Annotated in this window: 20 protein-coding genes and 1 pseudogene; 5 read left to right on the top strand and 16 right to left on the bottom strand. The window is 64.2% G+C overall.

All coding sequences use genetic code 11. From position 1 onward, the window contains the following. Nucleotides 1–46 precede the first annotated feature (46 nt). The 4 genes from argB to Q1A53_RS18105 are packed head-to-tail and all read left to right on the top strand — an operon-like array spanning nucleotide 47 to nucleotide 2903. A complete protein-coding gene (argB, locus tag Q1A53_RS18120) occupies nucleotides 47–910 on the top strand; it encodes an acetylglutamate kinase (RefSeq protein WP_299969129.1) in 864 nt (287 codons plus the stop codon). A 58-nt stretch (nucleotides 911–968) separates the two neighbouring features. Further along, a complete protein-coding gene (locus Q1A53_RS18115) occupies nucleotides 969–1763 on the top strand; it encodes a sterol desaturase family protein (RefSeq protein ID WP_299969127.1) in 795 nt (264 codons plus the stop codon). Then, nucleotides 1760–2404: a ferredoxin gene (locus Q1A53_RS18110; protein WP_299969125.1), complete on the top strand. Its 645-nt coding sequence runs from the start codon at nucleotides 1760–1762 to the stop codon at nucleotides 2402–2404. The genes Q1A53_RS18115 and Q1A53_RS18110 overlap by 4 nt, the downstream gene beginning before the upstream one ends. A gap of 1 nt (nucleotide 2405) precedes the next feature. Further along, nucleotides 2406–2903 carry a histidine phosphatase family protein gene (locus tag Q1A53_RS18105; protein WP_299969123.1) on the top strand — a complete coding sequence of 166 codons (498 nt, stop codon included), beginning with the start codon at nucleotides 2406–2408 and terminating at the stop codon, nucleotides 2901–2903. 180 nt (nucleotides 2904–3083) lie between these two features. Here the strand turns inward: Q1A53_RS18105 and Q1A53_RS18100 are convergent, their stop codons facing one another. The 8 genes from Q1A53_RS18100 to crcB all read right to left on the bottom strand — a co-directional run bounded on the left by Q1A53_RS18100 (nucleotide 3084) and on the right by crcB (nucleotide 10538). Continuing rightward, a complete protein-coding gene (locus tag Q1A53_RS18100) occupies nucleotides 3084–3854 on the bottom strand; it encodes an amino acid ABC transporter ATP-binding protein (protein WP_299969121.1) in 771 nt (256 codons plus the stop codon). A 14-nt stretch (nucleotides 3855–3868) separates the two neighbouring features. Further along, entirely contained in the window at nucleotides 3869–5167 is a 1299-nt protein-coding gene (locus Q1A53_RS18095; RefSeq protein WP_299969119.1) for an amino acid ABC transporter permease, read from the bottom strand. A gap of 4 nt (nucleotides 5168–5171) precedes the next feature. Further along, nucleotides 5172–6386 carry an ABC transporter permease subunit gene (locus tag Q1A53_RS18090; protein ID WP_299969117.1) on the bottom strand — a complete coding sequence of 405 codons (1215 nt, stop codon included), beginning with the start codon at nucleotides 6384–6386 and terminating at the stop codon, nucleotides 5172–5174. Nucleotides 6387–6517: 131 nt separating this feature from the next. Continuing rightward, a complete protein-coding gene (locus Q1A53_RS18085; protein ID WP_299969115.1) occupies nucleotides 6518–7540 on the bottom strand; it encodes an amino acid ABC transporter substrate-binding protein in 1023 nt (340 codons plus the stop codon). Nucleotides 7541–7730: 190 nt separating this feature from the next. Continuing rightward, entirely contained in the window at nucleotides 7731–8447 is a 717-nt protein-coding gene (locus Q1A53_RS18080) for an ATP12 family protein (protein ID WP_299969113.1), read from the bottom strand. After that, on the bottom strand, nucleotides 8444–9124 hold the full coding sequence (locus Q1A53_RS18075) for an HAD-IA family hydrolase (protein ID WP_299969111.1): 681 nt from the start codon (nucleotides 9122–9124) through the stop codon (nucleotides 8444–8446). The genes Q1A53_RS18080 and Q1A53_RS18075 overlap by 4 nt, the downstream gene beginning before the upstream one ends. After that, the gene (locus tag Q1A53_RS18070; protein ID WP_299969109.1) at nucleotides 9121–10161 is read right to left on the bottom strand and encodes an RluA family pseudouridine synthase; all 1041 of its coding nucleotides are present in this window, start codon (nucleotides 10159–10161) and stop codon (nucleotides 9121–9123) included. The genes Q1A53_RS18075 and Q1A53_RS18070 overlap by 4 nt, the downstream gene beginning before the upstream one ends. Continuing rightward, on the bottom strand, nucleotides 10158–10538 hold the full coding sequence (gene crcB, locus Q1A53_RS18065; RefSeq protein WP_299969107.1) for a fluoride efflux transporter CrcB: 381 nt from the start codon (nucleotides 10536–10538) through the stop codon (nucleotides 10158–10160). Before crcB ends, Q1A53_RS18070 begins: the two co-directional genes overlap by 4 nt. A 92-nt stretch (nucleotides 10539–10630) precedes the next feature. Between crcB and Q1A53_RS18060 the strand changes: the two genes are divergently transcribed. Continuing rightward, the gene (locus tag Q1A53_RS18060) at nucleotides 10631–11944 is read left to right on the top strand and encodes a replication-associated recombination protein A (RefSeq protein ID WP_299969105.1); all 1314 of its coding nucleotides are present in this window, start codon (nucleotides 10631–10633) and stop codon (nucleotides 11942–11944) included. 73 nt (nucleotides 11945–12017) lie between these two features. Here Q1A53_RS18060 and cysG read toward each other — a convergent pair whose 3' ends face one another. The 8 genes and pseudogenes from cysG to Q1A53_RS18020 form a co-directional block, all read right to left on the bottom strand. After that, nucleotides 12018–13421: a siroheme synthase CysG gene (gene cysG, locus Q1A53_RS18055; RefSeq protein ID WP_299969102.1), complete on the bottom strand. Its 1404-nt coding sequence runs from the start codon at nucleotides 13419–13421 to the stop codon at nucleotides 12018–12020. Between the two features lie 34 nt (nucleotides 13422–13455). Beyond that, a complete protein-coding gene (locus tag Q1A53_RS18050; RefSeq protein ID WP_299969100.1) occupies nucleotides 13456–16089 on the bottom strand; it encodes a nitrate reductase in 2634 nt (877 codons plus the stop codon). A 77-nt stretch (nucleotides 16090–16166) separates the two neighbouring features. Next, a pseudogene (locus Q1A53_RS18045) lies at nucleotides 16167–17444 on the bottom strand (FAD-dependent oxidoreductase); the annotation flags it as partial. Between the two features lie 41 nt (nucleotides 17445–17485). Next, nucleotides 17486–19153: an ABC transporter ATP-binding protein gene (locus Q1A53_RS18040; protein WP_299969098.1), complete on the bottom strand. Its 1668-nt coding sequence runs from the start codon at nucleotides 19151–19153 to the stop codon at nucleotides 17486–17488. 44 nt (nucleotides 19154–19197) lie between these two features. Beyond that, a complete protein-coding gene (locus tag Q1A53_RS18035; RefSeq protein ID WP_299969096.1) occupies nucleotides 19198–20280 on the bottom strand; it encodes an ABC transporter permease in 1083 nt (360 codons plus the stop codon). A 155-nt stretch (nucleotides 20281–20435) separates the two neighbouring features. After that, nucleotides 20436–21800, bottom strand: coding sequence for a CmpA/NrtA family ABC transporter substrate-binding protein (locus Q1A53_RS18030; RefSeq protein ID WP_299969094.1), 1365 nt, complete (start codon nucleotides 21798–21800; stop codon nucleotides 20436–20438). A gap of 268 nt (nucleotides 21801–22068) precedes the next feature. Next, nucleotides 22069–23241, bottom strand: coding sequence for a CmpA/NrtA family ABC transporter substrate-binding protein (locus tag Q1A53_RS18025; protein WP_299969092.1), 1173 nt, complete (start codon nucleotides 23239–23241; stop codon nucleotides 22069–22071). Further along, on the bottom strand, nucleotides 23238–23822 hold the full coding sequence (locus tag Q1A53_RS18020) for an ANTAR domain-containing protein (protein WP_299969091.1): 585 nt from the start codon (nucleotides 23820–23822) through the stop codon (nucleotides 23238–23240). The genes Q1A53_RS18025 and Q1A53_RS18020 overlap by 4 nt, the downstream gene beginning before the upstream one ends. Between the last annotated feature and the right edge of the window lie 96 nt (nucleotides 23823–23918).

Genomic DNA, 23918 nt, shown 5'->3' with positions numbered 1-23918 from the left:
CAGTGCAACGCCCGCCCAACGATAAACTAGCCACCGGCAACACACGATGAAGACCCAAGACATGAACCGCGACTGGATTGCAACGGCGAGCACGCTGAACAAGGCCCTGCCCTATCTGCAGCGCTATGCGGGAGCGACTGTCGTGATCAAGCTCGGTGGTCACGCCATGGGCAGCGATGCCGCGATGGAGGAATTCGCCCGCGATGTGGTGCTGATGCGCCAGGTCGGCGTGAACCCCGTGATCGTCCACGGTGGTGGGCCGATGATCAACGCGATGCTGGAGCGGCTGCAGATCCCCTCGCGCTTTGTGGACGGCAAGCGTGTGACCGATGCAGCAACCATGGAAGTGGTCGAAATGGTGCTCGCCGGTGTGGTGAACAAGCGCATCGTGCAGGCAATAAATGGTCAGGGTGGTTGTGCCGTGGGGCTGTCGGGCAAGGATGCAGGTCTGATCACCTGCCGCGAAACCGACCCTGCCCTGGGCTTTGTCGGCACGCCCGAGGCGGTGAACCCGCGCGTGCTCACCGATCTGGCGGCGGGCGAATACATCCCCGTGATCGCCCCGTTGGGCGCCGGGCGCGATGGCGAGACCTTCAACATCAACGGCGATACCGCGGCCGGTGCGATAGCTGCGGCGTTGAAGGCGGACAGGCTCTTGCTGCTGACCGATGTGGCGGGTGTGAAGAACGCCGACGGTGAGGTCGTGACGGAGATCACCGCCGCGCAGATCCGCGAGATGACAGCGCAGGGCATCATCGCGGGCGGCATGATCCCCAAGACTGAAACGGCGCTAGCGGCCATCGACGGTGGTGTGCGGGCGGCAGTGATCCTCGACGGTCGGGCACCCAATGCCTGCCTGCTGGAGCTCTTCACCGAACATGGTGCAGGATCCATCATCCGCGCCGACTGACACAGATGTGTCCCTATGCCCTCTTGGTGCCCGGCGCGGCCCGTACTACCTAGGCGACATGGAACATGAAGCGATCATTCGGCTGGGCGTTTTCCTTGGCCTTTTTGCCATTCTGGCGACGCTGGAGACACTGGCCCCCCGGCGGGTGCGCAGTCAGACACGCAGCCGGCGATGGACCACGAACTGGGGGATCACCATTGCCAATGCGCTGACATTGCGTGCGCTGGCGCTGGCCATGCCGCTGCTGGCGGTCGGGGCGGCGTTGGATGCCCAGGCGCAGGGATGGGGTCTTTTCAACGCGGTGAGCTGGCCTGTCTGGCTGGAGTTTGCGCTGGCCATCCTGATCCTCGATTTTGCGATCTGGGCCCAGCATCTGATCACCCACAAGGTGCCGCTGCTCTGGCGGTTGCACCGGGTTCACCACGCGGATGTGGACATGGACGTGACCACCGCCATCCGCTTTCACCCCGTGGAAATCGGGTTGTCCATGCTTCTTAAGATCGGGTTGGTCTATCTGTTGGGGCCCGCGGCACTGGCGGTCATCGTATTTGAAATCCTGCTCAATGGGACGGCGATGTTCAACCATGCCAATATCCGGCTGCCACTCTGGCTCGATGCGATTGTGCGGCGGGTACTTGTGACGCCTGACATGCACCGGGTGCATCATTCGGTGCACCGCGACGAGCATGACAGCAACTACGGCTTTTCCCTGTCGATCTGGGATCAGCTCTTTGGCACCTACATTCCCCAGCCGCGCGCCGGTCACGATGACATGCAGGTGGGTCTGGAATGGCAGGACGACCGCCCCAGCCGGTTTGGCTGGTCACTTTCGCTTCCCTTCCTGCGCAAATGATCCTCGACGAGTTGAGCGACGCAGCGCGGGCAAAGGGGCTCTTTGTGATGGGTGTCTGTCGCCCTGACACGAGCGAGCATGGCGCCAGCATCGCGCTTCTCGGGGCCGATGCGGAGTTTTGGCAGGTCTTTGAGCAAGCGCCGGAGTATACCAAGGGTGTGGCCGACCCGCTTGACACCTGGTCCAAGCGGGTGATCGGAGGTTTGGCCGACCGGTTCGATGCGCTTGGCACCTCCTTCCCCTCCGACGGGCCACCCTATCTGCCCTTCATCGCCTGGGCTCTGGCGACCAAGCAGTTCTTTCAGAGCCCCACGGGTATGATGATCCATAACCGCGCGGGGCTGATGATCTCGATCCGCGGCGCGGTGCATTTCGCGACGGACATTGGCGCGCCACCTGCCGTCACAAACCCCTGCCTCAGCTGTGAGGAACAGCCCTGCACGAAAAGCTGCCCCGTAGGCGCGTTGAGCAGTGATGCGCCCTATGATGTGTCGGCCTGCAAGGCGTTTCTGGCAACACCGGCAGGCACCGATTGCATGGAGCAGGGCTGCAAAGCTCGGCGCGCCTGCCCAGTCTCGGCGCGGTTTGACCGCGCACCGCAGCAGTCGGCCTTTCACATGGCTGCCTTTACGGGAGGATGACATGCACCGGCTGATCCTGATGCGCCACGCGAAATCCGATTGGAGCCATACGGGCCTGCGCGATTTTGATCGGCCCCTGAACGCCCGCGGACAGCAGGCGGCAAAGCGTCTGGGGCGCTGGCTCGGTGAGACGCCCGACTGCCTGCCCGACACCGTGCTCTGCTCCTCCGCCCGACGGACGCGGGAGACGCTGGCGGGTCTCTCCCTGGCTGAGGGTGCGGATGTGCGTCTCACCGACGCGCTCTATCATGCGACGGCGGATCAGATGCGGCACGTGCTCCGTCAGGCAACGGGCACCCGCGTCCTGATGATCGGGCACAACCCCGGCATCGCGGATCTCGCTCGGCGGATCGTGGTGGCCCCGCCGGAGCATCCCCGCTTTGACGACTATCCCACCGGGGCCACGCTGGTCGTCGACCTGGAGATCACGGGCTGGCACGCGCCGGATATGCGCCCGGGCAAGGTGGTCGACTTCGTCGTTCCGCGAGAGCTGCCCTGAAGCGTCCAGCCTTTAACCTGCGACACCCCGCTTTGATTGCAGCGCCCGCGCAACAGTCACTGTTGCGCCCACCTTTGGAACGGCGCTTTTGCATGAACCTTGGGTGTTTCACGTTTGAGGCTGAATGTCCCAGCCTCTGGCCCGACGCCCCTGTGCGGGCACCGGGCCAGAGCCGATGGCTCAGTGACCGAGGATCTGGCTGAGGAACAGCTGCGTCCGCGGGCTTTGCGGGTTGTTGAAGAACGCCTCCGGCTCGTTCTGCTCGACGATTTGCCCCGCATCCATAAAGATCACGCGGTTCGCCACCTGCCGGGCAAAGCCCATCTCGTGCGTCACGCACAGCATGGTCATGCCCTCTTCGGCAAGCTCGATCATGGTGTCGAGCACCTCCTTGATCATCTCCGGGTCGAGCGCGGATGTCGGCTCGTCAAAGAGCATGATCCGGGGCCGCATGCACAGGGACCGCGCGATGGCGACCCGCTGTTGTTGGCCACCGGACAGCTGCCCGGGGTATTTATTCGCCTGATCGGGGATCTTGACCTTTTCCAGGAAATGCATCGCCGTCTCTTCGGCTTCCTTCTTGGGGGTCTTGCGCACCCAGATCGGCGCCAGCGTGCAGTTCTCAAGGATGGTCAGATGCGGGAAGAGATTGAAGTGCTGAAAGCACATGCCGACCTCTGACCGGATCGTGTCGATGTTCTTGAGGTCCGATGACAGCAGCGTGCCATCCACCTCGATGGAGCCCTGCTGGTGCTCTTCCAGCGCGTTGATGCAGCGGATCAGTGTCGATTTGCCCGATCCCGAGGGCCCACAGATCACAATGCGCTCGCCGCGGTTTACGGTCAGGTCAATGTCGCGCAGCACGTGAAAGGTGCCGTACCACTTGTTCATCTTGTTGATGGTGATCGCGATCTCGTCCGAGACCTGCATTTGAGTTGCTTGGTCAGCCATGGGTTCGGCCTCCTTTAACGATGGTCTGTCGCAAGACGGCGTTCGAGCCATTGCGAATATTGCGAGATGCCGTAGCAAACGATGAAGAAGAGCACGCTGGCAAAACCCAGAAGCTCCCAGTAGACGCCATTCCATTCGGTGGACGCGAGGATCGGCCCCCGGATCATGCCGACGATGTCGAACATGCCGATCACCGACACCAGTGTAGTGTCCTTGAACAGACCCACCGCAATGTTAACGATGCCGGGAATGGAGATCTTCAGCGCTTGTGGCAGGATGATCAGCCGCATCGCCTGAGCGTAATCGAGCCCCAGACTGTCAGCGGCCTCGTACTGGCCTTTCGGCAGCGCCGCGAGCCCGCCGCGGATCACCTCCGCGATATAGGCACCCGAGAACATCGTGATCATGATCACCACCCGCAGGAACAGATCGAGCGAGGATTCCGGCGGGAAGAAGTAAGCCAGCATGACGCTCGCCACGAACAAAAGGGTGATAAGCGGCACGCCGCGAATGAATTCGATGAAAACAACGCAGATCCATTTGATCAGCGGCATGGAGGACTGCCGCCCGAGCGCCAGCGCGATGCCGATGGGAATGGACAGGGACACGCAGGTCACACCCAGCATCATGTTCAGCATGAAGCCACCCAGATCGCGGCTGGGCACAGCGCCCAGCATGGCAGTGTCCGAAGCGGTGTCCGAGATGAGAAAACCCCCGAGGTTCCAGACGACAAAGGCCGCGAAGATACCGCCGAAGAAGCCCAACGCAAAGCTGCCGGTGACGAAGCGCTTGTAGACCATCGCCCCTGCGGCCACGCCCAGAAACGCCACGATCGGCGTCAGCATGGTTCCGCCCCAGATCAGCCAGTAGGCGACAAAAGGGTAGATGGCGGTAAAGGCCAGCATCTTGCGCGGCAGGTCGAAAAACAGCACCGGGGCTGCAGCCACGCCGAGCAGCAAGAACGCGAGTGTCGGCCGCCAGTAGTATTCCTCGGGGTATTGGAACCCAAAGAGCAACTGATTCCACCGTTCGGTCAGCACCGAGAAGCAGGCACCGACGGTCCCGTCCAGCACCTCGCGACATTCAGAAAGGCTGGACGTATTCCAGAGGCCATTGAAGATCCACGGAACCGCGCCGGACAGGACATACCAGATGACATACAGCGCGATGAGCGTCAGCGCCCCGTTGGCATGGGTGGCGAACAGGTTTTCGCGCATCCATTTGACCGGGCCGGTTGCCGCATAGGGTGGCGGGGCCGACGGGATCTCTGTGTCGCGGACGAAGGCAACGGATTGAGCATGTGTATCGGACATTGTCTCAGCGCTCCTTCAGTTTGACGGAATTGTTGTAGACGTTCATCACGGCCGAGATTGTCAGCGAGATGGTGAGATAGAAGAGCATCAAAAGCAGCACGCATTCGATGGCGCGACCGGTCTGGTTCAGCGTGATGCCCCCCAGTGTCGCGGTAATGTCCGCGTATCCCACGGCAATCGCCAGGGAGGAGTTCTTGGTGATGTTGAGATATTGGGAGATGAGCGGCGGGATAATCACCCGCAGCGCCTGCGGCAGAACCACCAGTTTCATCACCCGACCCGGGCGCAGGCCCAGGGCCGCGGCAGCTTCGGTCTGGCCCCTGCTCACCGCCTGAATGCCCGCACGTACGTTCTCTGCGATAAAGGCGCCGGTGTAGATGGACAGCGCAAACCACAGCGCGATCAGCGGTGCGCCGACCTGGATACCCCCGCGGAAGTTGAACCCACCCAGTTCCGGTACGTCGAGACCAATGGGCCGCCCCATGATGAAGAACACCAGTAGCGTCGGCACGATCAGGATGACCAGACTGGGCCAACCCGTCGGCAGCAGACGCCCTGTGTCATACAGCAGCTTGGTCGCATAGCGGCGGTAGGCAAAGATGCCGATGATTGACGCCACAAAGGTCGCGACCACCACCAGAGACCCGGGCCCCCAGACGGGAGCGGGGATGTAGACGCCGCGGTTGGTAAAGGCAAAGAGCCCAAGCAGCATGGTCGCGTCCGGCTCGTCACCGCGAAAGGCACGCGGCGCTGGCATGACGGCAATCATGATGAAAAAGATGATCAGGATCCAGATCAGCACGGGGATGTTACGAAAGATCTCCACGTAAAAGGACATCAGCTTGCGCACCAGCCAGTTGTTCGACAACCGCAGCACGCCCGCAAAAACCCCAAAGACCGTCGCCGTGACACAGGCCAGAAACGCCACCAGCAGCGTGTTCAGAATACCGACGATTGCTGCGCGCCAGTGGGCGGACTGGCTGTCGTACTCGATCAATGTCTGGTTGATGTCATAGCCTGCCGGATCGACGAGGAAATCATAGGCGATGTCGAGGCCTTGCACGCGCAGGTTCTGGATCAGGTTGCTGCCCAGATACCAGATCGCCAGCGCCAGAAGAATGGCCGCAATCGCCTGGAATGTCAGTGACCTGTAGCGCGTGTCGTAGATCAGCATCGACAGGCGGAACGAACCCTGTGGCGGGTCGGACAATGTCGTCATGGAATGTTCCCCGTGGTTCCGACCTTGTTTTAACGGACACTTTTGCCGTGTCTCGCTGGTCGTGAAAATTTTCGTTGGTCTATAAAAGCGAAGGGCGCAGGATGATCCCTGCGCCCTTGGCCGTATGGTTCTTAGCGGAAGGGCGGTGCGTAGAGCAGCCCGCCGTCTTCCCACTGGCCGTTCAGGCCGCGTGCCAGACCGACCGGTGTTTCCTCACCGATGTTCTTGGCAAAGATCTCACCGTAGTTGCCAACCGCGCCGATGGCTTTGGCCGCCCAGTCAGCGTTGAGGCCGAGCATCTCACCCAGGTTGCCTTCGGTCCCCAGCATCCGGTTGATCTCCGGTGTCTCGGGGTTTGCGCTCTCGGACAGCGAGGCCACGTTGGCGGAGGACACGCCCAGTTCTTCAGCAGAGATCAGCGCGTTCAGCGTCCAGCGCACCACGTCGCCCCATTCGTCGTCACCGTGACGCACGAGCGGTCCCAGCGGCTCCTTGGAGATGATCTCGGGCAGCAGCACATGCGCGTCGGGTGCCTCAAAGGCAGCGCGTGTCGCGGCCAGACCAGAGGCGTCTGTGGTGTAGACGTCACAGGCACCGGCCAGATACTGCTGCTGTGCTTCGGCGTTGGTCTCAACAGGCACGGGCTCGTAGTTGATGTTGTTGGCCCGGAAGAAATCCGCGAGGTTCAGCTCGGTTGTGGTGCCGGTCTGGATGCAGACTGTCGCGCCGTCGAGTTCCTTGGCGGAGGAGACGTTCAACTCCTTTGGCACCATGAAGCCCTGACCGTCGTAATAGTTTACGCCCACAAAGGTGAACTTGAGGTCCACGTCACGGCTGAGCGTCCAGGTTGTGTTGCGGGCCAGCATGTCGATCTCGCCCGAGGCAAGTGCTGTAAAGCGGGTCTTGCCGGTTGTCGCGACGAATTCGACAGCGTTTGGGTCACCCAGAACAGCGGCAGCCACCGCGCGGCAGACCGCCACGTCAAAGCCCTGCCAGGTGCCATTTGCGTCTGGCGACGAGAACCCGACCAGACCTGTGGACACACCACAGTTCAGCGAGCCGCGTGCCTTGACGTCTTCCAACGTGCTGGCAGCCGCAGCACCAGCCGACAGGCCGGCGGCGGTCAGCGCGCCAATAACTACAGATTTTTTCATTTTTACCTCTTCCTGATTTTCCGCCGGTATTCGACGGTTCGACCGGCGCCTCTGGCGGCCGGGGACGAAATGGCGAGTTTGACCCGCCAAGTGGCCCATATACTGCTCGGACTCCGCTCACAACGTCAAGGGTAACACCGGCAAAATCGGCGCTGTCGGGGCTGCGGTGACAGTTTGTTTCCCGGTAGCGCTAAAATTCGGGCTGGACGCGGTCGAAAAAGGTCTTTGCGTGGCGAAAGGCCGATTGCTTGATCGCCGCCGTGGCCTCCGCCTCGTCATCGGCACCCCATTGTTCGGCCTGCCAAATCTCATCCAGCCGCGAGATGTCCCAGATCTCGTCGATGGGCCGCGCGCCGCGTGCGGCAGCAAAGCCTAGAATCAGCGACCCGGACAGGCTGACCAGATCGTGAAAGGCAGCCAGCTCAAAGTCGGACAAGGCATGGACCTGCGCGCTCAGCCGCGCCAGCGCCTCGCGCTGCTGCGGCACGTGCATGACCCCGCTGCGCGCCTCCAGCCGGGCACCAAGCTCTGCGTCGGCCCAGTCAAGCATCGGGTCCCATTCTGCCGCCTGCCGGGTCACCAGCGCCTCGGGCTGATCCGCGCGGTAGCACAACAGATCACTGTCGCCATAGTCCGCCAGCATCCGGGCGACCTCATCCCTTTGCAGGCCAACCTTGTCGATGGCGGCATTCGCCGTGCGGGTAAAGGGCATCGAAAGCGGGTCGATCTGATCTTCCTGGGCGTCCCACTCCGCGGCAATGGCCTCGGCCAGCGCACGGGTGGGCAGCAAAAGGGCGGCCTTGGCGGGCGTTTTGACGACCCGCGTATCCAGCGCGACCTCGTAGCCACCGGAGGCCTCCACCACGCTGGCGGCCTTCCAGAACCGCTTCGCCCGCCACTCACTCACGGGGTGCACGCCCACAAGGCATCGAGTGCCGCGTCAAGGTCCGCGAAGTCTTGCAGGATCGTACGGGGCCGGTGCGCTGCCAGATCGGCCACGGGATGATAGCCCCACGACACGCCGACCGCCGCGACCCCTGCAGACGCCGCCATCTGCAGATCAAAACTGGTGTCACCGATCATGACAGTACCGCGCGCCGCTACACCCGCCTCCGCCATCGCCTGCAGGATCATCGACGGATGTGGCTTTGAGGGATGAAAATCCGACACCTGCCGGGTGACGAAAACACCCTCCAGCCCGTGTCCCTCGATCAGTTTGTCGAGCCCGCGTTTGGATTTGCCCGTCGCCACACCCAGCAGGACATCCGGTTGGGCCTGTAGCCGCGCAAGCGCCTCGCGCGCACCGGGATAGAAAGGCGATGACTGTGCCACGCCAGCCTGCGCGCGCAGCGCGATATAGCCTTCCTTGTAGGCGGCAATCATACGGTCGTGGTCGGCATCGGGGGCCAGTCGCGCGAAAGCCTGCGGCAAGGACAACCCCACGATGCTCAGCACCTCAGCGCGTGACGGCGCTGGCAGCGAGACCGCCTCGAACGCCACCTTCATCGCGGCCAGAATATCGCCCTGGCTGTCCACCAAAGTGCCATCCACGTCAAAGATCACCAGCCGCTGCGCGCCGCTCATGACAATGCCTCGAACGGGTCCTCGGCGGCCAGATCATCGGTCCAGCCGAAGGTCTCCCAGCTTTGCGCCATGTGATCCGGCAAAGGCGCCGTCACGGTGATCTGCTTGCGGCTCTCGGGGTGCTCGAACCGCATCATACGCGCGTGCAGGTGGAGTTTCTTGGAGATGACGCCGCCCAACTGCGCGCCCCAGCCATCGCCGAGGTTTTCCTGACCGGAGCCGCCGTATTTACCGTCGCCCACGATGGGGTGCCCGATCTCGGCCATATGCGCGCGCAGCTGATGGGTGCGGCCCGTGATGGGCTCCATCGCGACCCAGGAGGCGCGGCTGCCCGCCCGGTAGAGGGTGGCATAAAGCGTATGGGCGCGTTTCGCGCCCGGGGTGTCGTCGATCTCGCGCGGGTGCAGGGCGATCATCCGCTCCCCCTCACCGGCAGCGCCACGACCGGGCGCCTTGACGAGGCCAAAGCGGATCTCGCCCAGGTAGGGCGTTGGCACGCCCGCCACCAGTGCCCAGTAGATCTTGCGCGTTTCCTTGTGCCGCATGGAGGCCGTCAGCGCCCTCGCCGCCGCGCGCGTCCGCGCCAGCAGCAATACGCCCGAGGTGTCCTTGTCCAACCGGTGCACAAGCCGCGGTTTTTCGTCGAGATCGAATTTCAGCGCCTCGGCCAGACCATCCACGTGGCGGGTTTGCTTTGAGCCGCCCTGCGTCGGCAGGCCGGACGGTTTGTTGAGCGCGATCACCGCGTCGTCACGGTAAATCACGCAGCCCTGGATCATGCGCGCATCCGCATCAGACACCGCACGATGCTGGACGGGCGGCGCGGCGGTATCGGGCAAGGGCGGGATGCGCACCGCCTGACCGCTTTGCAGCCGGGTCGCAGGTTTGACCCGGCCCCCGTCCACGCGGATCTCGCCCTTGCGGCACATCTTTTCAATTCGGCCCTGCTGCACGTGCGGGAACTGTCGCCGGAACCATCGGTCGAGCCGCTGGTCGCCGTCATCGGGGCCAATGGTCAGGGTCTGCACACTGCTCATGCCAGCACCGACCGGACAAGCCACAGGCCCAGCATCAGACCGCCCAGCGACAAAACCACCGAAAGCGCCACATAGCCCACGGCGGCCGCACTCTGGCCCCGTTCGATCAATGTCACGGCCTCCAGCGAGAAAGCCGAAAACGTCGTGAACCCGCCCAGCAGACCCGTCATGATCAGCGGGCTGAGATGGGTCAGCCCCTTGTGCGCCGCGAGCACCACGAAGGCGCCCATCAGGAAGGAACCGAGGATATTGGCGGTCATGATCGCCACCGGAAATTCCACCGGCCCGAAAAGGCGCATGAAGGACACGCCCCAAAGGAACCGCAACGTCGCACCAAGCGCGCCGCCAATTGCCACCATGATCACCGATTGCATCATGGGCGGTCTGTCTCGCAGCGCCGGTGTTTTGTCAAGTTGCCCGACCGCGCGTCTTGGCTTGCGCGGGCTGGCGGGTCCGGTAGACAGGGAGCATGGGTGATCTTTTTGCAAATGAGGCCGCACCTGCGCGTACCGCCGCTGATCAACCGCTGGCCGACAGGTTGCGGCCCGCGCGGCTGGAGGATGTGGTGGGTCAGGACCATGTGCTGGCCGAAACAGCGCCCCTGGGCGCGATGCTGGCCGCGCGCAAGCTGACCTCGCTGATATTCTGGGGGCCGCCCGGTGTCGGCAAGACGACCATCGCGCGGCTGCTGGCAGATGCCTCGGACCGCAGTTTCGTCCAGATCAGTGCGATCTTTTCCGGCGTGGCCGAGCTGCGCCGCGTGTTCGATGCCGCCAAGGCCAGGGCTGCGAACGGACGCGGCACATTGCTCTTTGTGGACGAAATCCACCGTTTCAACAAGGCACAGCAGGACGGGTTCCTGCCGCATATGGAGGACGGCACCATCGTGCTGGTGGGGGCCACGACCGAGAACCCGTCCTTCGAGTTGAACGCCGCCCTGCTGTCGCGCGCGCAGGTGCTGGTGTTGAAACGGTTGGACACGGGCGGCCTGCGCGAGCTCATCAAACGCGCCGAGGCGGAGCTGGCAGCCCCCCTGCCCCTCACCCCCGCTGCACGCGAAACACTGGTGGAGATGGCAGACGGCGACGGGCGCGCCTTGCTGAACCTGATCGAACAGGTGGCGACCGCGGATCCCGCCAAGCCACTGGATCCGGAGCAGTTGGGCGAGAGGCTGCAACGCCGCGCCGCGCAATACGACAAATCGGGCGATGGTCACTACAACCTCATCTCCGCGTTGCACAAGGCCGTACGCGGATCGGACCCGGATGCGGCACTCTACTGGCTGACGCGGATGCTGGTGGCGGGGGAAGACCCCCGCTTTCTGGCCCGGCGCATCACCCGGATGGCGAGCGAGGACATCGGGCTGGCAGATCCGCAGGCGGTGCGCCTGTGTCTGGACGCCTGGTCGGGATACGAGCGGCTGGGCTCGCCCGAGGGGGAGCTGATGCTGGCGCAGGCCGTGATCTACCTGGCGCTCGCGCCGAAGTCGAACGCGACTTACGTGGCCTACAAGGCCGCGGTGCGCCTGGCGAAGAAAACGGGCTCTGCCCCGCCGCCCAAACATATCCTCAACGCCCCCACCGCGTTGATGAAGGACGAGGGCTATGGCGCGGGATATGATTACGATCACGACGCCGAAGACGGGTTTTCGGGTCAGCACTACTTTCCCGACGACATGCCGCGCGAGGCATTCTACGCACCGCCCGAACGCGGCTTTGAACGCGAGATGAAAAAGCGCATCGACTACTTTGCCCGGCTGCGGGAGAAGCGGCAGGAAAGCTGATGCGCTTGCCACGGTGGTGGGAACTCTCGCGCGGTCGGTCTCATTGACACAGAGCGATCCCGCGCACGGGTTTCTAGCCAGCGGCGACCAGACGTGGCGCATGTTTGGGTCGCTGCGCTGCGGCGGCCATCGGCCAGGTCACCAGGATAATCGCGCAGCCGGTGATGCCCTCGCGGCGGACGAGCGCTGCAAGCTCCGCCAACTGGCCGGTGATGATCCGTTCGGAGGGTTTTGAGACGTTGGCGGCGATGGTCACCTCTGCCGTGCCCGGCAGTCCGCGCGCGCGTAACCCGGCCTGGATCTCCGACGCCTGCCGGGCGGCCATGTAGAAGGCCGTGCTGGTGCCCGGACCGCAGAGCCGCGTGCTGTCAGGCAGCGGCGCACCGGCAGCGGCGGTCCCAGTCGACAGCACCAGCGTATTGGCTACCCCGCGTTCTGTCAGGCTCATCCCCGCGCTGGCTGCGGCGGCGCAGGCGGCGGTCACACCGGGGACGATCTCCACCGGGATACCTGCGGTACGCGCCGCAGTGAGCTCCTCTGCCGCGCGCGCAAAGATGCCCGGATCCCCCGATTTCAGACGAACGACGCGCGCACCCTTGCGCGCCTCGGCGACGATCCGGGCGTTGATCTGCTCTTGCGGCCAGGCGTGTGCCCCGACCACCTTGCCCACGAACACCCGCTCTGCATCGCGTCGCGCCAGCTCCAGCACCTCCGGCTCGACCAACAGGTCGTAAAAGATCACATCCGCTTCCTGCAGCCGGGCGACCGCGCGCAACGTCAGCAAATCGCGCGCGCCCGGCCCCGCGCCAATGAGCGCGATGGAGCCGTCCTGCGCAGGTTCGGGGGCCGCGCCTTGTGCGATCGCCTTCTTGATCTGCACCATGGCGTCACCTTCAGCGCCGCGGGTCCAGGTCCGATAGGGCCCCTCCGCAAAGACCCACCGCCAGAAGGCGCGCCGCAAGGGGCGCGGCACACGCGCGGCCACTGCATTGCGCAACCGGCCCGCACTTTCCGCGAGCCCGCCCAGCGTTGGGGGCAGGATCTCCTCCATCCGGGTCTTTATCTGGCGCGCCAGCACCGGCGCGGTTCCTTCGGTGCCGATGGCCACGACCACGGGATCACGGTCCACGATGGACGGCGTTGTCAGATCGCAAAGCCCCGGCTGATCCACCACGTTGACGGGGCAACTGGCGACGCGCGCCAGCGCCTGCAGACTGGCGTCAAGGCCCGGGCAGCCAGTCGCGACAAACCCCATGACAGCCCCTTTGAAGAACGCAGGTGTCACCGGCCCTTGGTGCCAGCAGGCCCGCCCGCGATCCACCGCATCGCGCAGTTCGGGATCCAGCGGGGGGGCGGCAATGCAGATCTGCGCATCTGTCTTCAGGATCAGCCTCAGTTTCTGGGCTGCCTGCTCGCCACCGCCCAGGATGACAACCCGGCGCCCGGTGGTGCGGATAAACATGGGAAAGCTCTTCATCTGCCTAACTCCTCTACGCGGCCCGCACGCAGGCTTATTCCGCCGCCTCGCGCGCCCGGCTACCTGCCAGCAGCGCCGCGATCTCCGGCCGGCAGGAGCCGCAGTTGGTCCCGGCACCCAAAGCAGCGCCAATGGCATCAACGCTCGTCAAACCGCCCTCCTCAATGGCCTGCAGGATCGTGTTGATGCCCACGTCAAGACAGGCGCAGAGCACCGGGCCGGGATCGGGTTTGTTGCGCGGTGTCATCCCGGTCAGCACATCATCGGCGTGCTGCCCTGTCTGACCGGCGATGTAGTCGCGCATCACCGCGACCGGGCTGGCCGAGACAAAGAGCGCCGCCACCAGCACACCACCCTCGGCAAAGGCCAGACGGACGCTGCCGCGCGCGGGGTCGCGCAGGGATTGAACGGACATCTCCGGCGGCAGGTCGAAGAGCCTGCGCGCCTCGGCCTCCCAATCGGTGATCTCGGTACGGCCTGCGATCTCGGCGCGCCAGCCGCTGCGGGTCCGCGCGCGGGCCCAGTAGTCCGACTGGGGGTGCAAAGGCCGGGCCGAGACGGCGAACCCGTACCAAGTGGCATCGAACCGCTCTGCCGCGACCACGGCTGCCTTGCTTTCCGGCTGGCCCGAAATGGGATCGACCTCGCCCGGTACCAGCGCGTCGATGCGCGCGCAGGGTGCCGTCTCGCCCGTCCAGTGCATTGGCGCGAATAATGCGCCTCGGCCCTGCGCTTCGGTCAGCCGGGCGCGCAGGATCGCGGTACCATGGGGGCTGCGCAGGCGCACCAGATCCGGCGGGCGCACGCCAAGTTCCGCGGCATCCGCCGGATGAATATCCACGAAGGGTTCCGCCAGATGCGCCGAGAGCCGCGGGGACAGGGCCGTGCGGGTCATTGTGTGCCACTGATCGCGGATGCGCCCGGTGTTCAGCCGGAACGGATAGCGCGGCCAGGTCTTTGCCACAGGACCGCGCCAGCGCAAGGGTAGCATCCGCGCCTTGCCATCCGGATGAAAGAACGCGCCGTCCGCAAAGAACCGTCCGCCCTGCCGCGCGGCGTTTACCGGCCAGCGCACGGGCGCCAGCGTATCATAGGCGGCATCGTCGAGCGTGCTGAGCCCGGAGATGTCGAAATCCCGGCCCAGCCCGCCAGCAATGCCCGACAGCGCCGCGTATTCGCGAAAGATCTCCGCCGGGCTTTGATAATCAAAAGCCGCCTGCCATCCCATCCGGCGGCCCACATCCGCCAGAATATGCCAGTCGGCGCGGGTGTCGCCGGGGGCGGACAGAACCGCACGCTGGCGGCTGATGGTCCGGTCGGAGTTAGTGACGGTGCCGCTCTTTTCCGCCCAGGCGGTGGCGGGCAGCACCACATCCGCCAATCGCGCGGTATCGGTCTGGGCGGTGATGTCGCTCACGACCGTGAACTCACAGGCGTCGATGGCACGCGCGACGGCGTCCGCTTCGGGCATGGAAACGGCGGGATTGGTGTGGATGATCCAGAGCGCCCGGATATCCCCCCGGCCCACGGCACGGAACATATCAACCGCCTTGAGCCCCGGCTTGTCCGGCAGCGGCGCGCATTCCCAGAAGGTCTGCACCGCGGTACGGTGATCGGCGTTCTCCAGATCCAGATGGCAGGCCAGCATGTTTGCCAAGCCACCAACCTCGCGCCCGCCCATGGCGTTGGGCTGGCCGGTGACAGACAGCGGCCCGGAGCCCGGCTTGCCGATCCGACCCGTGGCAAGGTGGCAGTTCAGAATGGCATTCACCTTGTCGGCGCCTGCGGTGGATTGGTTGACCCCCTGGCTGAAGACGGTGACGACGCGCTCTGTCCCGACCCACGATCTGCAAAAGGCGGCGAGGTCCCGGGGATCAAGTCCGGTTACCGCAACGTCATCGGCATAGGCCGCCTCAAGTGCGTCATTGAAACCGGCAACGTGCCGGAGATAGCTTGTATCAACCGCGCCCCCTTCGTAGATCTGGGTCAGCAGATGATTGAACAGCGCCACATCGCTGCCCGCCGCCAGTGGCAGGTGCAGATCCGCCTGATCACAGCTCGCTGTGCGACGCGGGTCGATCACGATGATCCGTGTCCCCCGGGCGGCGCGCGCCGCCAGTAGACGCTGGTAAAGCACCGGGTGGCACCACGCCAGATTGGACCCCACCAGCACGACCAGATCCGCCTCATCAAGGTCTTCGTAGGTGCCGGGGACGGTATCCGTGCCAAAGGCACGCTTGTGACCCGCAACGGTCGATGCCATACAAAGCCTTGAATTCGTATCAATATTCGCCGAACCTATGAAGCCTTTCACCAGCTTGTTGGCGACATAGTAGTCTTCTGTCAGCAACTGGCCCGACACATACAAGGCCACGCTGTCCGGCCCGTGATCGGCGATGGTACGGCTGAAACGCGCCGCGACCAGATCAAGGGCTGTGTCCCAGCTCTCAGACCGTCCGTCGACCTGCGGTGCCAGCAACCGGGTGTCCAGCCCGACCGTCTCGCCCAGAGCGCTGCCCTTGGAACACAGCCTGCCATGGTTCGCCGGGTGATCGGGATCGCCCCGCACCGCCAGCCCGCCCTGCCCGTCCGGGCGCAGCAGGACGCCACAGCCCACACCACAGTAGGGGCAGGCAGAGCGTGTCTCTGGCAAACCACTCCCGTCCATCAGGCGACGTTCCGGGGTGACGTGGTGCGAGGGTCTGTCGAACCGAGGCCCCAGGCAGAGAGAGTGCGTCGAACCGTGCCGTTGCAGCCACCGGTATCCGCATCATGCGGCAAGGCTGCAACGGCTGCGGACGGGTCCGGCTGGGTCCCTCCCTGATACGCCGGACCAAAGATCAGTGTCTCGCGCATCGCCGAGATGTCGGTCCCGTCGCGGATAAGTCCGAAGAACCAGTTGCCATCAGCGGTATCACCGTACATGACCGCCCCGATCAACCGATCACGCTCGATCACCAGCCTCTTGTAGATGCCGCGTCCGGGGTCGCGAAAGACAATGTCCTCGCGGCCGTCGCCTGCCTCGAAATCACCCGTCGAAAAGAGATCGCACCCGGTCACTTTCAGCTTGGTGGCGAGGGTCTTTTGCAAAAAGGCCGCCGGTTGCCCCATGAGCGTCTGCGCGGCAACCCGGGCCTGATCATAGAGCGGCGCAACCAGCCCGAAGAGCGCACCCCGATGCTCCACACATTCGCCGATGGCCAGCACATCCGGGTGGGAGGTGCGCATCTGGTCGTCCACCTCAATGCCGCGACCGACTGCGAGACCGGCGTGCGTGGCGAGCGCGACGTTGGGCCGGATGCCAACGGCCATGACCAGCAGATCGCAGGGTATCTCCGTGCCGTCCGCCAGTCGCAGCGCGCGGACATGACCGTCTTTGCCGATGATCTCGGCGGAGTTCGCACCAAGTCGCACCGTGATGCCCTTATCCTCAAGCGCATGGCACAGCAGCTCACCCGCCGCGGGGTCCAGCTGACGCTCCATCAGGTGACCGGGCAGATGCACCACCGTCACTGCCATACCGCGCGCACGCATCCCGGCGGCCGCCTCCAGCCCCAGAAGCCCGCCCCCGATGACCACCGCCCGTGCGCCCGGCTGGGCGGCAGCATCGATCATCCGTCGGGTGTCATCAGCGTCACGGTAGGCGATCACGCCCGCCAGATCATGGCCGGGCAGCGGGATCACGAAAGGGTCGGAGCCAGTCGCAATGAGCAGCTTGTCATAGGCCACCGTCCCTTTCGTGCCGGTGACCGTTCTGGCCTGCGTGTCGATGGCCGTGACCCGCTCGCCAAAGCGGCAGGTCACGCCGTGCTGCCCGTACCAGTCAGCGTCATGGGTGATGATTTGGTCGAAGGATTTCTCGCCCGACAGCACCGGCGACAGCATGATGCGATTGTAGCTGCCGCGTGGCTCCGCATTGAAAAGCGTGACGTGCCAGCCATCGGGCTCCGTTGCAAAGAGTTGCTCCAACGCGCGGCCCGAGGCCATGCCCGCCCCGATCACCACCAGTCTCTTTCGGCTCATATCAGCTCTCCTCGGGTCGGTCGGGGCGCCTGCGGCAGGGGTCATTCGGCGGCAATCGCGGCTGCAGGTTTCGTCTTGGGTTTGGCGCCGTGCTGATATTCCTCCAGGAAATCAAGCACATCCTGCCGGTAGCGGTAGTAGTCCGGATGCTCCAGCAGCGCCTTGCGCGTGCGGGGTCGCGGCAGATCGACATTGACGATCCGCCCGATGGTGGCCTGCGGTCCGTTGGTCATCATGACGACGCGGTCGGCCAGCAGAATGGCCTCGTCCACATCATGGGTCACGCAGATCGCCGTGACCTTCGTGCGGGACCAGACCTCCATCAGCACCTCCTGCAGTTCCCAACGGGTGAGGCTGTCGAGCATCCCGAAAGGCTCGTCCAGCAACAGCAGTTTGGGACTGAGCGCAAAGGCCCGCGCGATGCCCACCCGTTGCTTCATCCCGTTGGAGAGATCAGCGGCGGATTTATCCATCGCATCCGCCAGCCCCACGCGTTCAAGGTAGTATTCCACCACATCCTGCCGTTCGGCTGTGCTGGCGCGCGGGTAGACCTTATTGACGCCGATGGCGACATTCTGCTTGGCCGTGAGCCATGGAAAGAGGTTGGGCGACTGGAAGACGACGGCGCGTTCCGGGTCCGCACCCTCGACGTGGCGACCGTCGAGTTTGATCGCGCCTTTGGAGATTTCATTCAGCCCGGCCGCCATGGTCAGCACAGTGGATTTGCCGCAGCCTGAGTGCCCGATGAGCGAGATGAACTCGCCCCGGTCGATCTTGAGGTCGAAATCCTCAACCACGGTGAGTGGACCTTTGGGGGTCGGATAGACCTTGTGAAGCTGGCTGAAGTCGAGAAACCGCTGGTCAATCAGGCCCGACTGCGCCTCGGCCACGGCTGTGGGCACGCCATGGATCGGGGTGACGTCAGGCAGCAGGCGGCTGCCCTCGACCTTGGCCTCGATGCCTACATCCATCAGGTAGCGGGTGACCTCAGCGCGCAGGCGTTTGAAGGTCTCGTCGTTGTTCATCGCACTGCGCTCGCGCGGGCGCGGGATGCTCACCTCGAACTGAGCGCCCAGCGTCCCATCCGGGTTCAGCGCGATGATTCTATCTGCCAGAACAATGGCTTCGTCCACGTCGTTGGTGATGAGCACGCAGGTCTTGCGGTCTTCCTCCCAGATCTGTTCGATCTCATCGGCGAGATTGGCGCGGGTGAGCGCGTCCAGCGCCGAGAGCGGCTCATCCAGCAAAAGCACCTCCGGGTTCATGGCGAGCGCGCGCGCGACGTTGACCCGCTGCCGCATGCCACCTGACAGCTCCGCCGGACGTCGGGAGGCGGCATGGCTGAGCCCCACCATCTGGATGTAATGCGCTGCTTTCTCTGCCTTCTCGGCGCCGGACAGCTTCGGGAAGACCGTATCGACTGCCAACCGCACGTTGCCGGTGACGGTCAGCCAGGGCATCAGCGAGTAGCTTTGAAAGATCACCCCCCGCTCGGGTCCGGGACCGGTGATGGGCTTGCCGCGAAACAGGGCACGGCCCGTGGTCGGCGTATCGAGACCGGCCATCATGTTGATCAGCGTGGTTTTTCCGGTACCGGAGAAGCCAAGGATCACGAGGAACTCGCCTTCCTTCACGTCGAGATCAATGCCCTTGAGCACGGGCGTATCGCCGTGGGATTTGGACAGTTTGTCGAACGTCAGGATACCCATGCGTACCTCCTTGTTGTGCTGCGGTTTGGCTGATTGAGCGCGGGCTACCGGTTGTTGGAAAAGGTGAAGAGCGATTGCAGCGCGTACATCACCCGGTCCAGCAGAAAGCCGATGATGCCGATGGTGAAGACCGCCACCATGATCCGCGCGAGGCTCGAAGACGAGCCGTTCTGGAATTCATCCCAGACAAACTTGCCCAGACCGGGGTTCTGCGCGAGCATCTCCGCGGCAATCAGGACCATCCAGCCAACACCAAGCGACAGGCGCAGCCCGGTGAAAATCAGCGGCAGGGCGGAGGGCAGGACGAGCTTGGTGATCTTTGTATAGGTGTTCATTTTCAACACCTTGGAGACATTCACCAGATCCTTGTCGATGCTTGCCACGCCCAGGGCGGTGTTGATCAGCGTGGGCCAGAGTGAGCAGAGCGTGACGGTGATGGCGGAGACCAGAAAGCTCTTGGCGAAGAGCCCGTCGTTGGTGACGTAGACGGCCGAGACGATCATGGTCACAATGGGAAGCCAGGCCAGCGGCGAGACCGGTTTGAAGATCTGGATGAGCGGGTTCAGCGCGGCATTCGCCGTAGGCGACAGACCCGCGGCGATGCCCAGCGGGACCGCAATAATCGTGGCGATGAGAAACCCGAAGAAGACCGTTTTGATCGAGGTCCAGATCTGCGTGTAGTAGCTCGGCGCGCCGGTGTAGGCGATGGTCTTCACCTCATCCGCGCGCCCCGCGTCGATCAGCTTTTGGTTGCGCTTCTGGACCATCTCATTGAATTTAAGCTCTTTTGCCGCCTTGGCCTGCGCGTCCTGGTGCAGGTTGACGGCCTCTTCCCAGACTTGCGCGGGCCCCGGCACGGCACCAAGAGACGTCTGCACCTTTGGTGCCAGTGTCCCCCACATCAACAGGAAGGCGCAGATCGCCAGCAGGGGCACACCGGCCAGCCGCCAGAGCTCTTTGCCCTGCGCGCGCGGGTTGTCCCCGGCGGCGGCCCGCAGCATCGGGGTGAGCCACGCCAGTCCCAGCACCTGAAACCATTTGTCGGCGGTGGTGATCCGGCTGAAAAGCCGCGCGCGGCGCGCTTCTTTACCCTGCTGGGTGGCGAAATCCGGGTCAACTGTGGTCATCTGGGCGGCTCCTGGATGGGGCGAATTGGGGCGTCGGTAGGACGTCGGTATCGTGTCGGTAAAACGTCGGTATTACGTCGGTGCGCGGCGGGCGGTGACGCAAGGCGGTGTTAACCGCCTTGCGAAGGCGGTTCGAACCGCCTTGCCTCGCCCGATCATCCCTGGACCTCGGAGCCGACAACCACCTGCGCCCCTTTCAGCCCGATGGGCAGGCTTTCGAGATAGGCGTTGGGCGTGCGGCCGTCGTAGGGAATGCCGTCGATGATGTCCTCGCCCGGCGTGGCGGCCTTGTAGCCGTCGCTGTCCCAGGGGAAATCGGCCTCATCCGCCAGCCCCTCGTCCACCAGCAGCCGTGCCGCTTCGAGGTAGATCGCGGGCTTGTACACCTCTTTGGCCACGTCGTGGTACCACTGGTCATCTTTGGGCTCGGCGATCTGGCCCCAGCGGCGCATCTGGGTCAGGTACCAGATCGCATCTGAGTAAAAGGGATAGGTCGCGTTGTAGCGGAAGAAGACGTTGAAATCGGGGATGTCGCGCTTGTCGCCCTTCTCGAACTCGAAGAACCCGGTCATGGAGTTCGCGATCACCTCGTAATCCGCGCCCACATATTCGGGCTGGCTGAGGATCTCGACCGCGGCGGGGCGATTTTCGTTGTCGTTCTCATCGAGCCAGATGGCCGCACGAATGAGCGCCTTGGTCACGGCCAGCGTGGTGTTGGGATATTGCTCGGCGAACTCCGCGGTGATGCCAAAAACCTTTTCGGGGTTGTTCTTCCACAGCTGGTAGTCGGTGATCACCGGCACGCCGATGCCCTTGAAGACCGCCTGCTGGTTCCAGGGCTCGCCCACGCAGTAACCGTGGATCGTGCCTGCCTCGAGCGTCGCGGGCATTTGCGGCGGCGGCGTCACTGAGAGAAATACATCCGCGCCGATCTGACCCGAGATGTTCTGCGGGCTGTAGTAACCGGGGTTCAGGCCTCCGGCGGCCAGCCAGTAGCGCAGCTCGTAGTTATGTGTGGAGACCGGAAAGACCATGCCCATGTTGAAGGGCTCGCCGCGGCTGTTGAAATCCTCGACAACGGGGGCGAGCGCTTTGGCGGAGATGGGATGTTGCGGGCGGCCATCGTCCATGGAGGGGATATGCGGGCGCATCATCTCCCAGACTTCATTCGACACGGTGATGCCGTTGCCGTTGAGATCCATGGAGAAGGGCGTGATGATATGGGCCTCTGTCCCGTAGCCGATGGTGGCGGCGAGCGGTTGGCCTGCGAGCATATGCGCACCGTCAAGCTGGCCGCCGATCACCCCGTCGAGCAGCACCTTCCAGTTGGCCTGCGCCTCCAGCGTGACGAAGAGCCCTTCGTCCAGAAAATAGCCGTTTTCATAGGCCACGGCGAGCGGCGCCATGTCGGTGAGCTTGATGAAGCCGAAGGTCAGTTCGTCCTTTTCCAGCTCCAGTGACTGAGCGGCCAGCGGACCGGCACAGATGGCGGCCGCGATCCCCAGAAAGATGTGTTTCATGTCAAAGCCTTTCGCTTTTCCCTGTCAGATGCCGCAAGGGCATAAAAAAAACCGCCCAACCTGATCCGCCGGGGAGGAGTGGCGGGAGGTTGAGCGGCTTTGCTCGTGTTTCCCTGTCTGAGGGAAAAATTTGGTCGGAGACATCCTCGTCTCTTGTCTCAGTAATCAGCGAAGAGGCTGTGTCGATCAAGCACTGCGGCGCGGGCGGGGCTGAATTTCTGCGCCGCGGCGTAGGCGATGCCGCGATTGCATAGATTTGAGGCGAATTTTACGCGCCCGGCTCAAAAACGCGCCCATCAAAGAACCGGTCGCGGCAGAGAATCACCCGGCCCGCAGCGGAGGCGACCGCCGTGTCGCCCTCCAGCGCGCCTTCGACCTTGGAGGATGCACCGGGAAGATCGGCGCTGGTGCCGCTGAGGGCCGCGCGGAAGAGATCGGAGCGGAAGACCGTGCGGGCGGCGGTACGGGCGGCGGCTTCGTCCAGGCCGGTCCGGCGGGCCAGGTGCTGACCGATCCATTCCGCCTGGCTGCGCCAGGGGAAGTTGGCGGCGCCGCGGGCGAACTCCAGAAACTGCTCCGTGTGCCGTTCCGCCCCCGCAGCGTTGATGGTGAGCCGCCCGGTCAGCGCTCGTTCCAGCATCTCGGGCGGCAGATCGAGAAACGCGGGGCGGCTGAGGATTTCCGAGGCAAGGGTGACAGCATCGGGCTGGCTCAACCAGCGAGCAGCGCGCCAGACCGCGCGGATGAGCCGGTCCAGCAGGGCGCGTTCTGTCTCGGCCCAGTCCTGCCGGACGGCGAGCACCTTTTCGGGGGCAAAGTTCCAGATCGCCGTGCCGGGCAGCAGCAGCGCCCCCAGCCCTTTGTCCACGGCGCGCGAGCCCCAGGGCTCCCCCACGCAGAAGGCGTCGATCTCGCCCGCCTCGATGGCGTCGGCCATGAGCGGGGGCGGCACGGTGCGGATTTCGACCTGGCCGTCGAGGACCGGTTGCAACCCGGCAAGCCAGTAGAACACCAGTTCCGCGTGCATGGAGAAAGGAAAGGGCACGCCGATGCGCAGGGGCTTTTGGCTGACTTGCAGGAGCGCGCGCCCGGCGGCGTAGGCGTCCTGAAAGTCGAAGGCGTAGCCAGCGTCGATGAGCGACTGTTCCAGCGCGCGTTTCACGCCAATGACGTTGCCGTTCACCGAGGTGACGGCGACGGCGGCCAGCCGCGTGCCGACCCCGCCCAGCCCCATGGCCATGGCAACCGGGACGGTGGAGAGCATATGGGCGGCATCCACCTGACCGAAACTGAGCATGTCGCGCAGGCTCGACCAGGACGGCGCGCGGCGCAGGTCGAGCGCGATGCCCTCTTGGGCTGCGAACCCCATCTCTTGCGCGACGATCAGCGGGGCGGCATCGACCAGAGGGATGAACCCAACAGGCAGCGTGGCGGTTCTCATGACAGGATGCCTGCCGCGGTGACGAGGGCCGCGGCCACATCCGCCACACGCTTGCCCTGATCCATCGCAGCCTTGCGCAGGATCGTGTAGGCGGCGTCCTCTTCGACGCCGCGGGCCTTCATGATCATGCCTTTGGCACGGTCGATCACCTTGCGTTCTTCCAATGCGCGCTTGGTCGCGGCCAGTTCCGTGCGCATGCGCTGGAACATGCGGAACCGGGCGACGGCGGCATCGAGCACGGGTTTGACGCGCGCGGGCTGCAACCCATCGACCACATAGGCCGACACCCCCGCCTCGATCGCCGCATCGGAGAGCCCCGCGTCCGAGCGGTCCACGAACATCGCCACGGGGCGGTCCATGGGACCGGAGGCGAGTGCCAGCTCCTCCAGCGTGTCGCGGGAGGGGTTGGCAATGTCGATGAGCACCATGTCGGGCTGGCGCGTCTTAATCTGCTGGGCGAGTTGCGTGGGCTCTGCAATGACCTGCACATCGTAACTGCCCGCCTGCCGCAGCCCGTCCACGATCTGAAGCGCGCGGTCGCGGTCGGCCTCTACGACGATGATGGACATGTTTCGCGTCATGCCGCGACGTTGGCGCGCGGCGCGGTGATTTGTAAACCGGCCATGCCGCGCTGCAGCGATCCGACCGAGGGGCACGATGAATAATTAGGCGACAGA

The organism is uncultured Roseobacter sp. (genome assembly GCF_947496515.1).
In the GTDB taxonomy this organism is placed as follows: domain Bacteria; phylum Pseudomonadota; class Alphaproteobacteria; order Rhodobacterales; family Rhodobacteraceae; genus Roseobacter.
The sequence above is the reverse complement of the archived record's forward strand: the minus strand, read 5'-3'. Positions and strand labels throughout refer to the sequence as shown.

Coding starts and splice junctions, on each gene's coding strand:
- Q1A53_RS18025 (WP_299969092.1), bottom strand. CDS start 23,241: ATGAGAACCGCCACGCTGCCTGTTGGGTTCATCCCTCTGGTCGATGCC.
- Q1A53_RS18050 (WP_299969100.1), bottom strand. CDS start 16,089: ATGGACGGGAGTGGTTTGCCAGAGACACGCTCTGCCTGCCCCTACTGT.
- Q1A53_RS18090 (WP_299969117.1), bottom strand. CDS start 6,386: ATGACGACATTGTCCGACCCGCCACAGGGTTCGTTCCGCCTGTCGATG.
- argB (WP_299969129.1), top strand. CDS start 47: ATGAAGACCCAAGACATGAACCGCGACTGGATTGCAACGGCGAGCACG.
- Q1A53_RS18095 (WP_299969119.1), bottom strand. CDS start 5,167: ATGTCCGATACACATGCTCAATCCGTTGCCTTCGTCCGCGACACAGAG.
- Q1A53_RS18100 (WP_299969121.1), bottom strand. CDS start 3,854: ATGGCTGACCAAGCAACTCAAATGCAGGTCTCGGACGAGATCGCGATC.
- Q1A53_RS18020 (WP_299969091.1), bottom strand. CDS start 23,822: ATGACGCGAAACATGTCCATCATCGTCGTAGAGGCCGACCGCGACCGC.
- Q1A53_RS18085 (WP_299969115.1), bottom strand. CDS start 7,540: ATGAAAAAATCTGTAGTTATTGGCGCGCTGACCGCCGCCGGCCTGTCG.
- Q1A53_RS18105 (WP_299969123.1), top strand. CDS start 2,406: ATGCACCGGCTGATCCTGATGCGCCACGCGAAATCCGATTGGAGCCAT.
- Q1A53_RS18035 (WP_299969096.1), bottom strand. CDS start 20,280: ATGACCACAGTTGACCCGGATTTCGCCACCCAGCAGGGTAAAGAAGCG.
- Q1A53_RS18030 (WP_299969094.1), bottom strand. CDS start 21,800: ATGAAACACATCTTTCTGGGGATCGCGGCCGCCATCTGTGCCGGTCCG.
- Q1A53_RS18060 (WP_299969105.1), top strand. CDS start 10,631: ATGGGTGATCTTTTTGCAAATGAGGCCGCACCTGCGCGTACCGCCGCT.
- crcB (WP_299969107.1), bottom strand. CDS start 10,538: ATGATGCAATCGGTGATCATGGTGGCAATTGGCGGCGCGCTTGGTGCG.
- Q1A53_RS18075 (WP_299969111.1), bottom strand. CDS start 9,124: ATGAGCGGCGCGCAGCGGCTGGTGATCTTTGACGTGGATGGCACTTTG.
- Q1A53_RS18070 (WP_299969109.1), bottom strand. CDS start 10,161: ATGAGCAGTGTGCAGACCCTGACCATTGGCCCCGATGACGGCGACCAG.
- Q1A53_RS18040 (WP_299969098.1), bottom strand. CDS start 19,153: ATGGGTATCCTGACGTTCGACAAACTGTCCAAATCCCACGGCGATACG.
- Q1A53_RS18110 (WP_299969125.1), top strand. CDS start 1,760: ATGATCCTCGACGAGTTGAGCGACGCAGCGCGGGCAAAGGGGCTCTTT.
- Q1A53_RS18115 (WP_299969127.1), top strand. CDS start 969: ATGGAACATGAAGCGATCATTCGGCTGGGCGTTTTCCTTGGCCTTTTT.
- cysG (WP_299969102.1), bottom strand. CDS start 13,421: ATGAAGAGCTTTCCCATGTTTATCCGCACCACCGGGCGCCGGGTTGTC.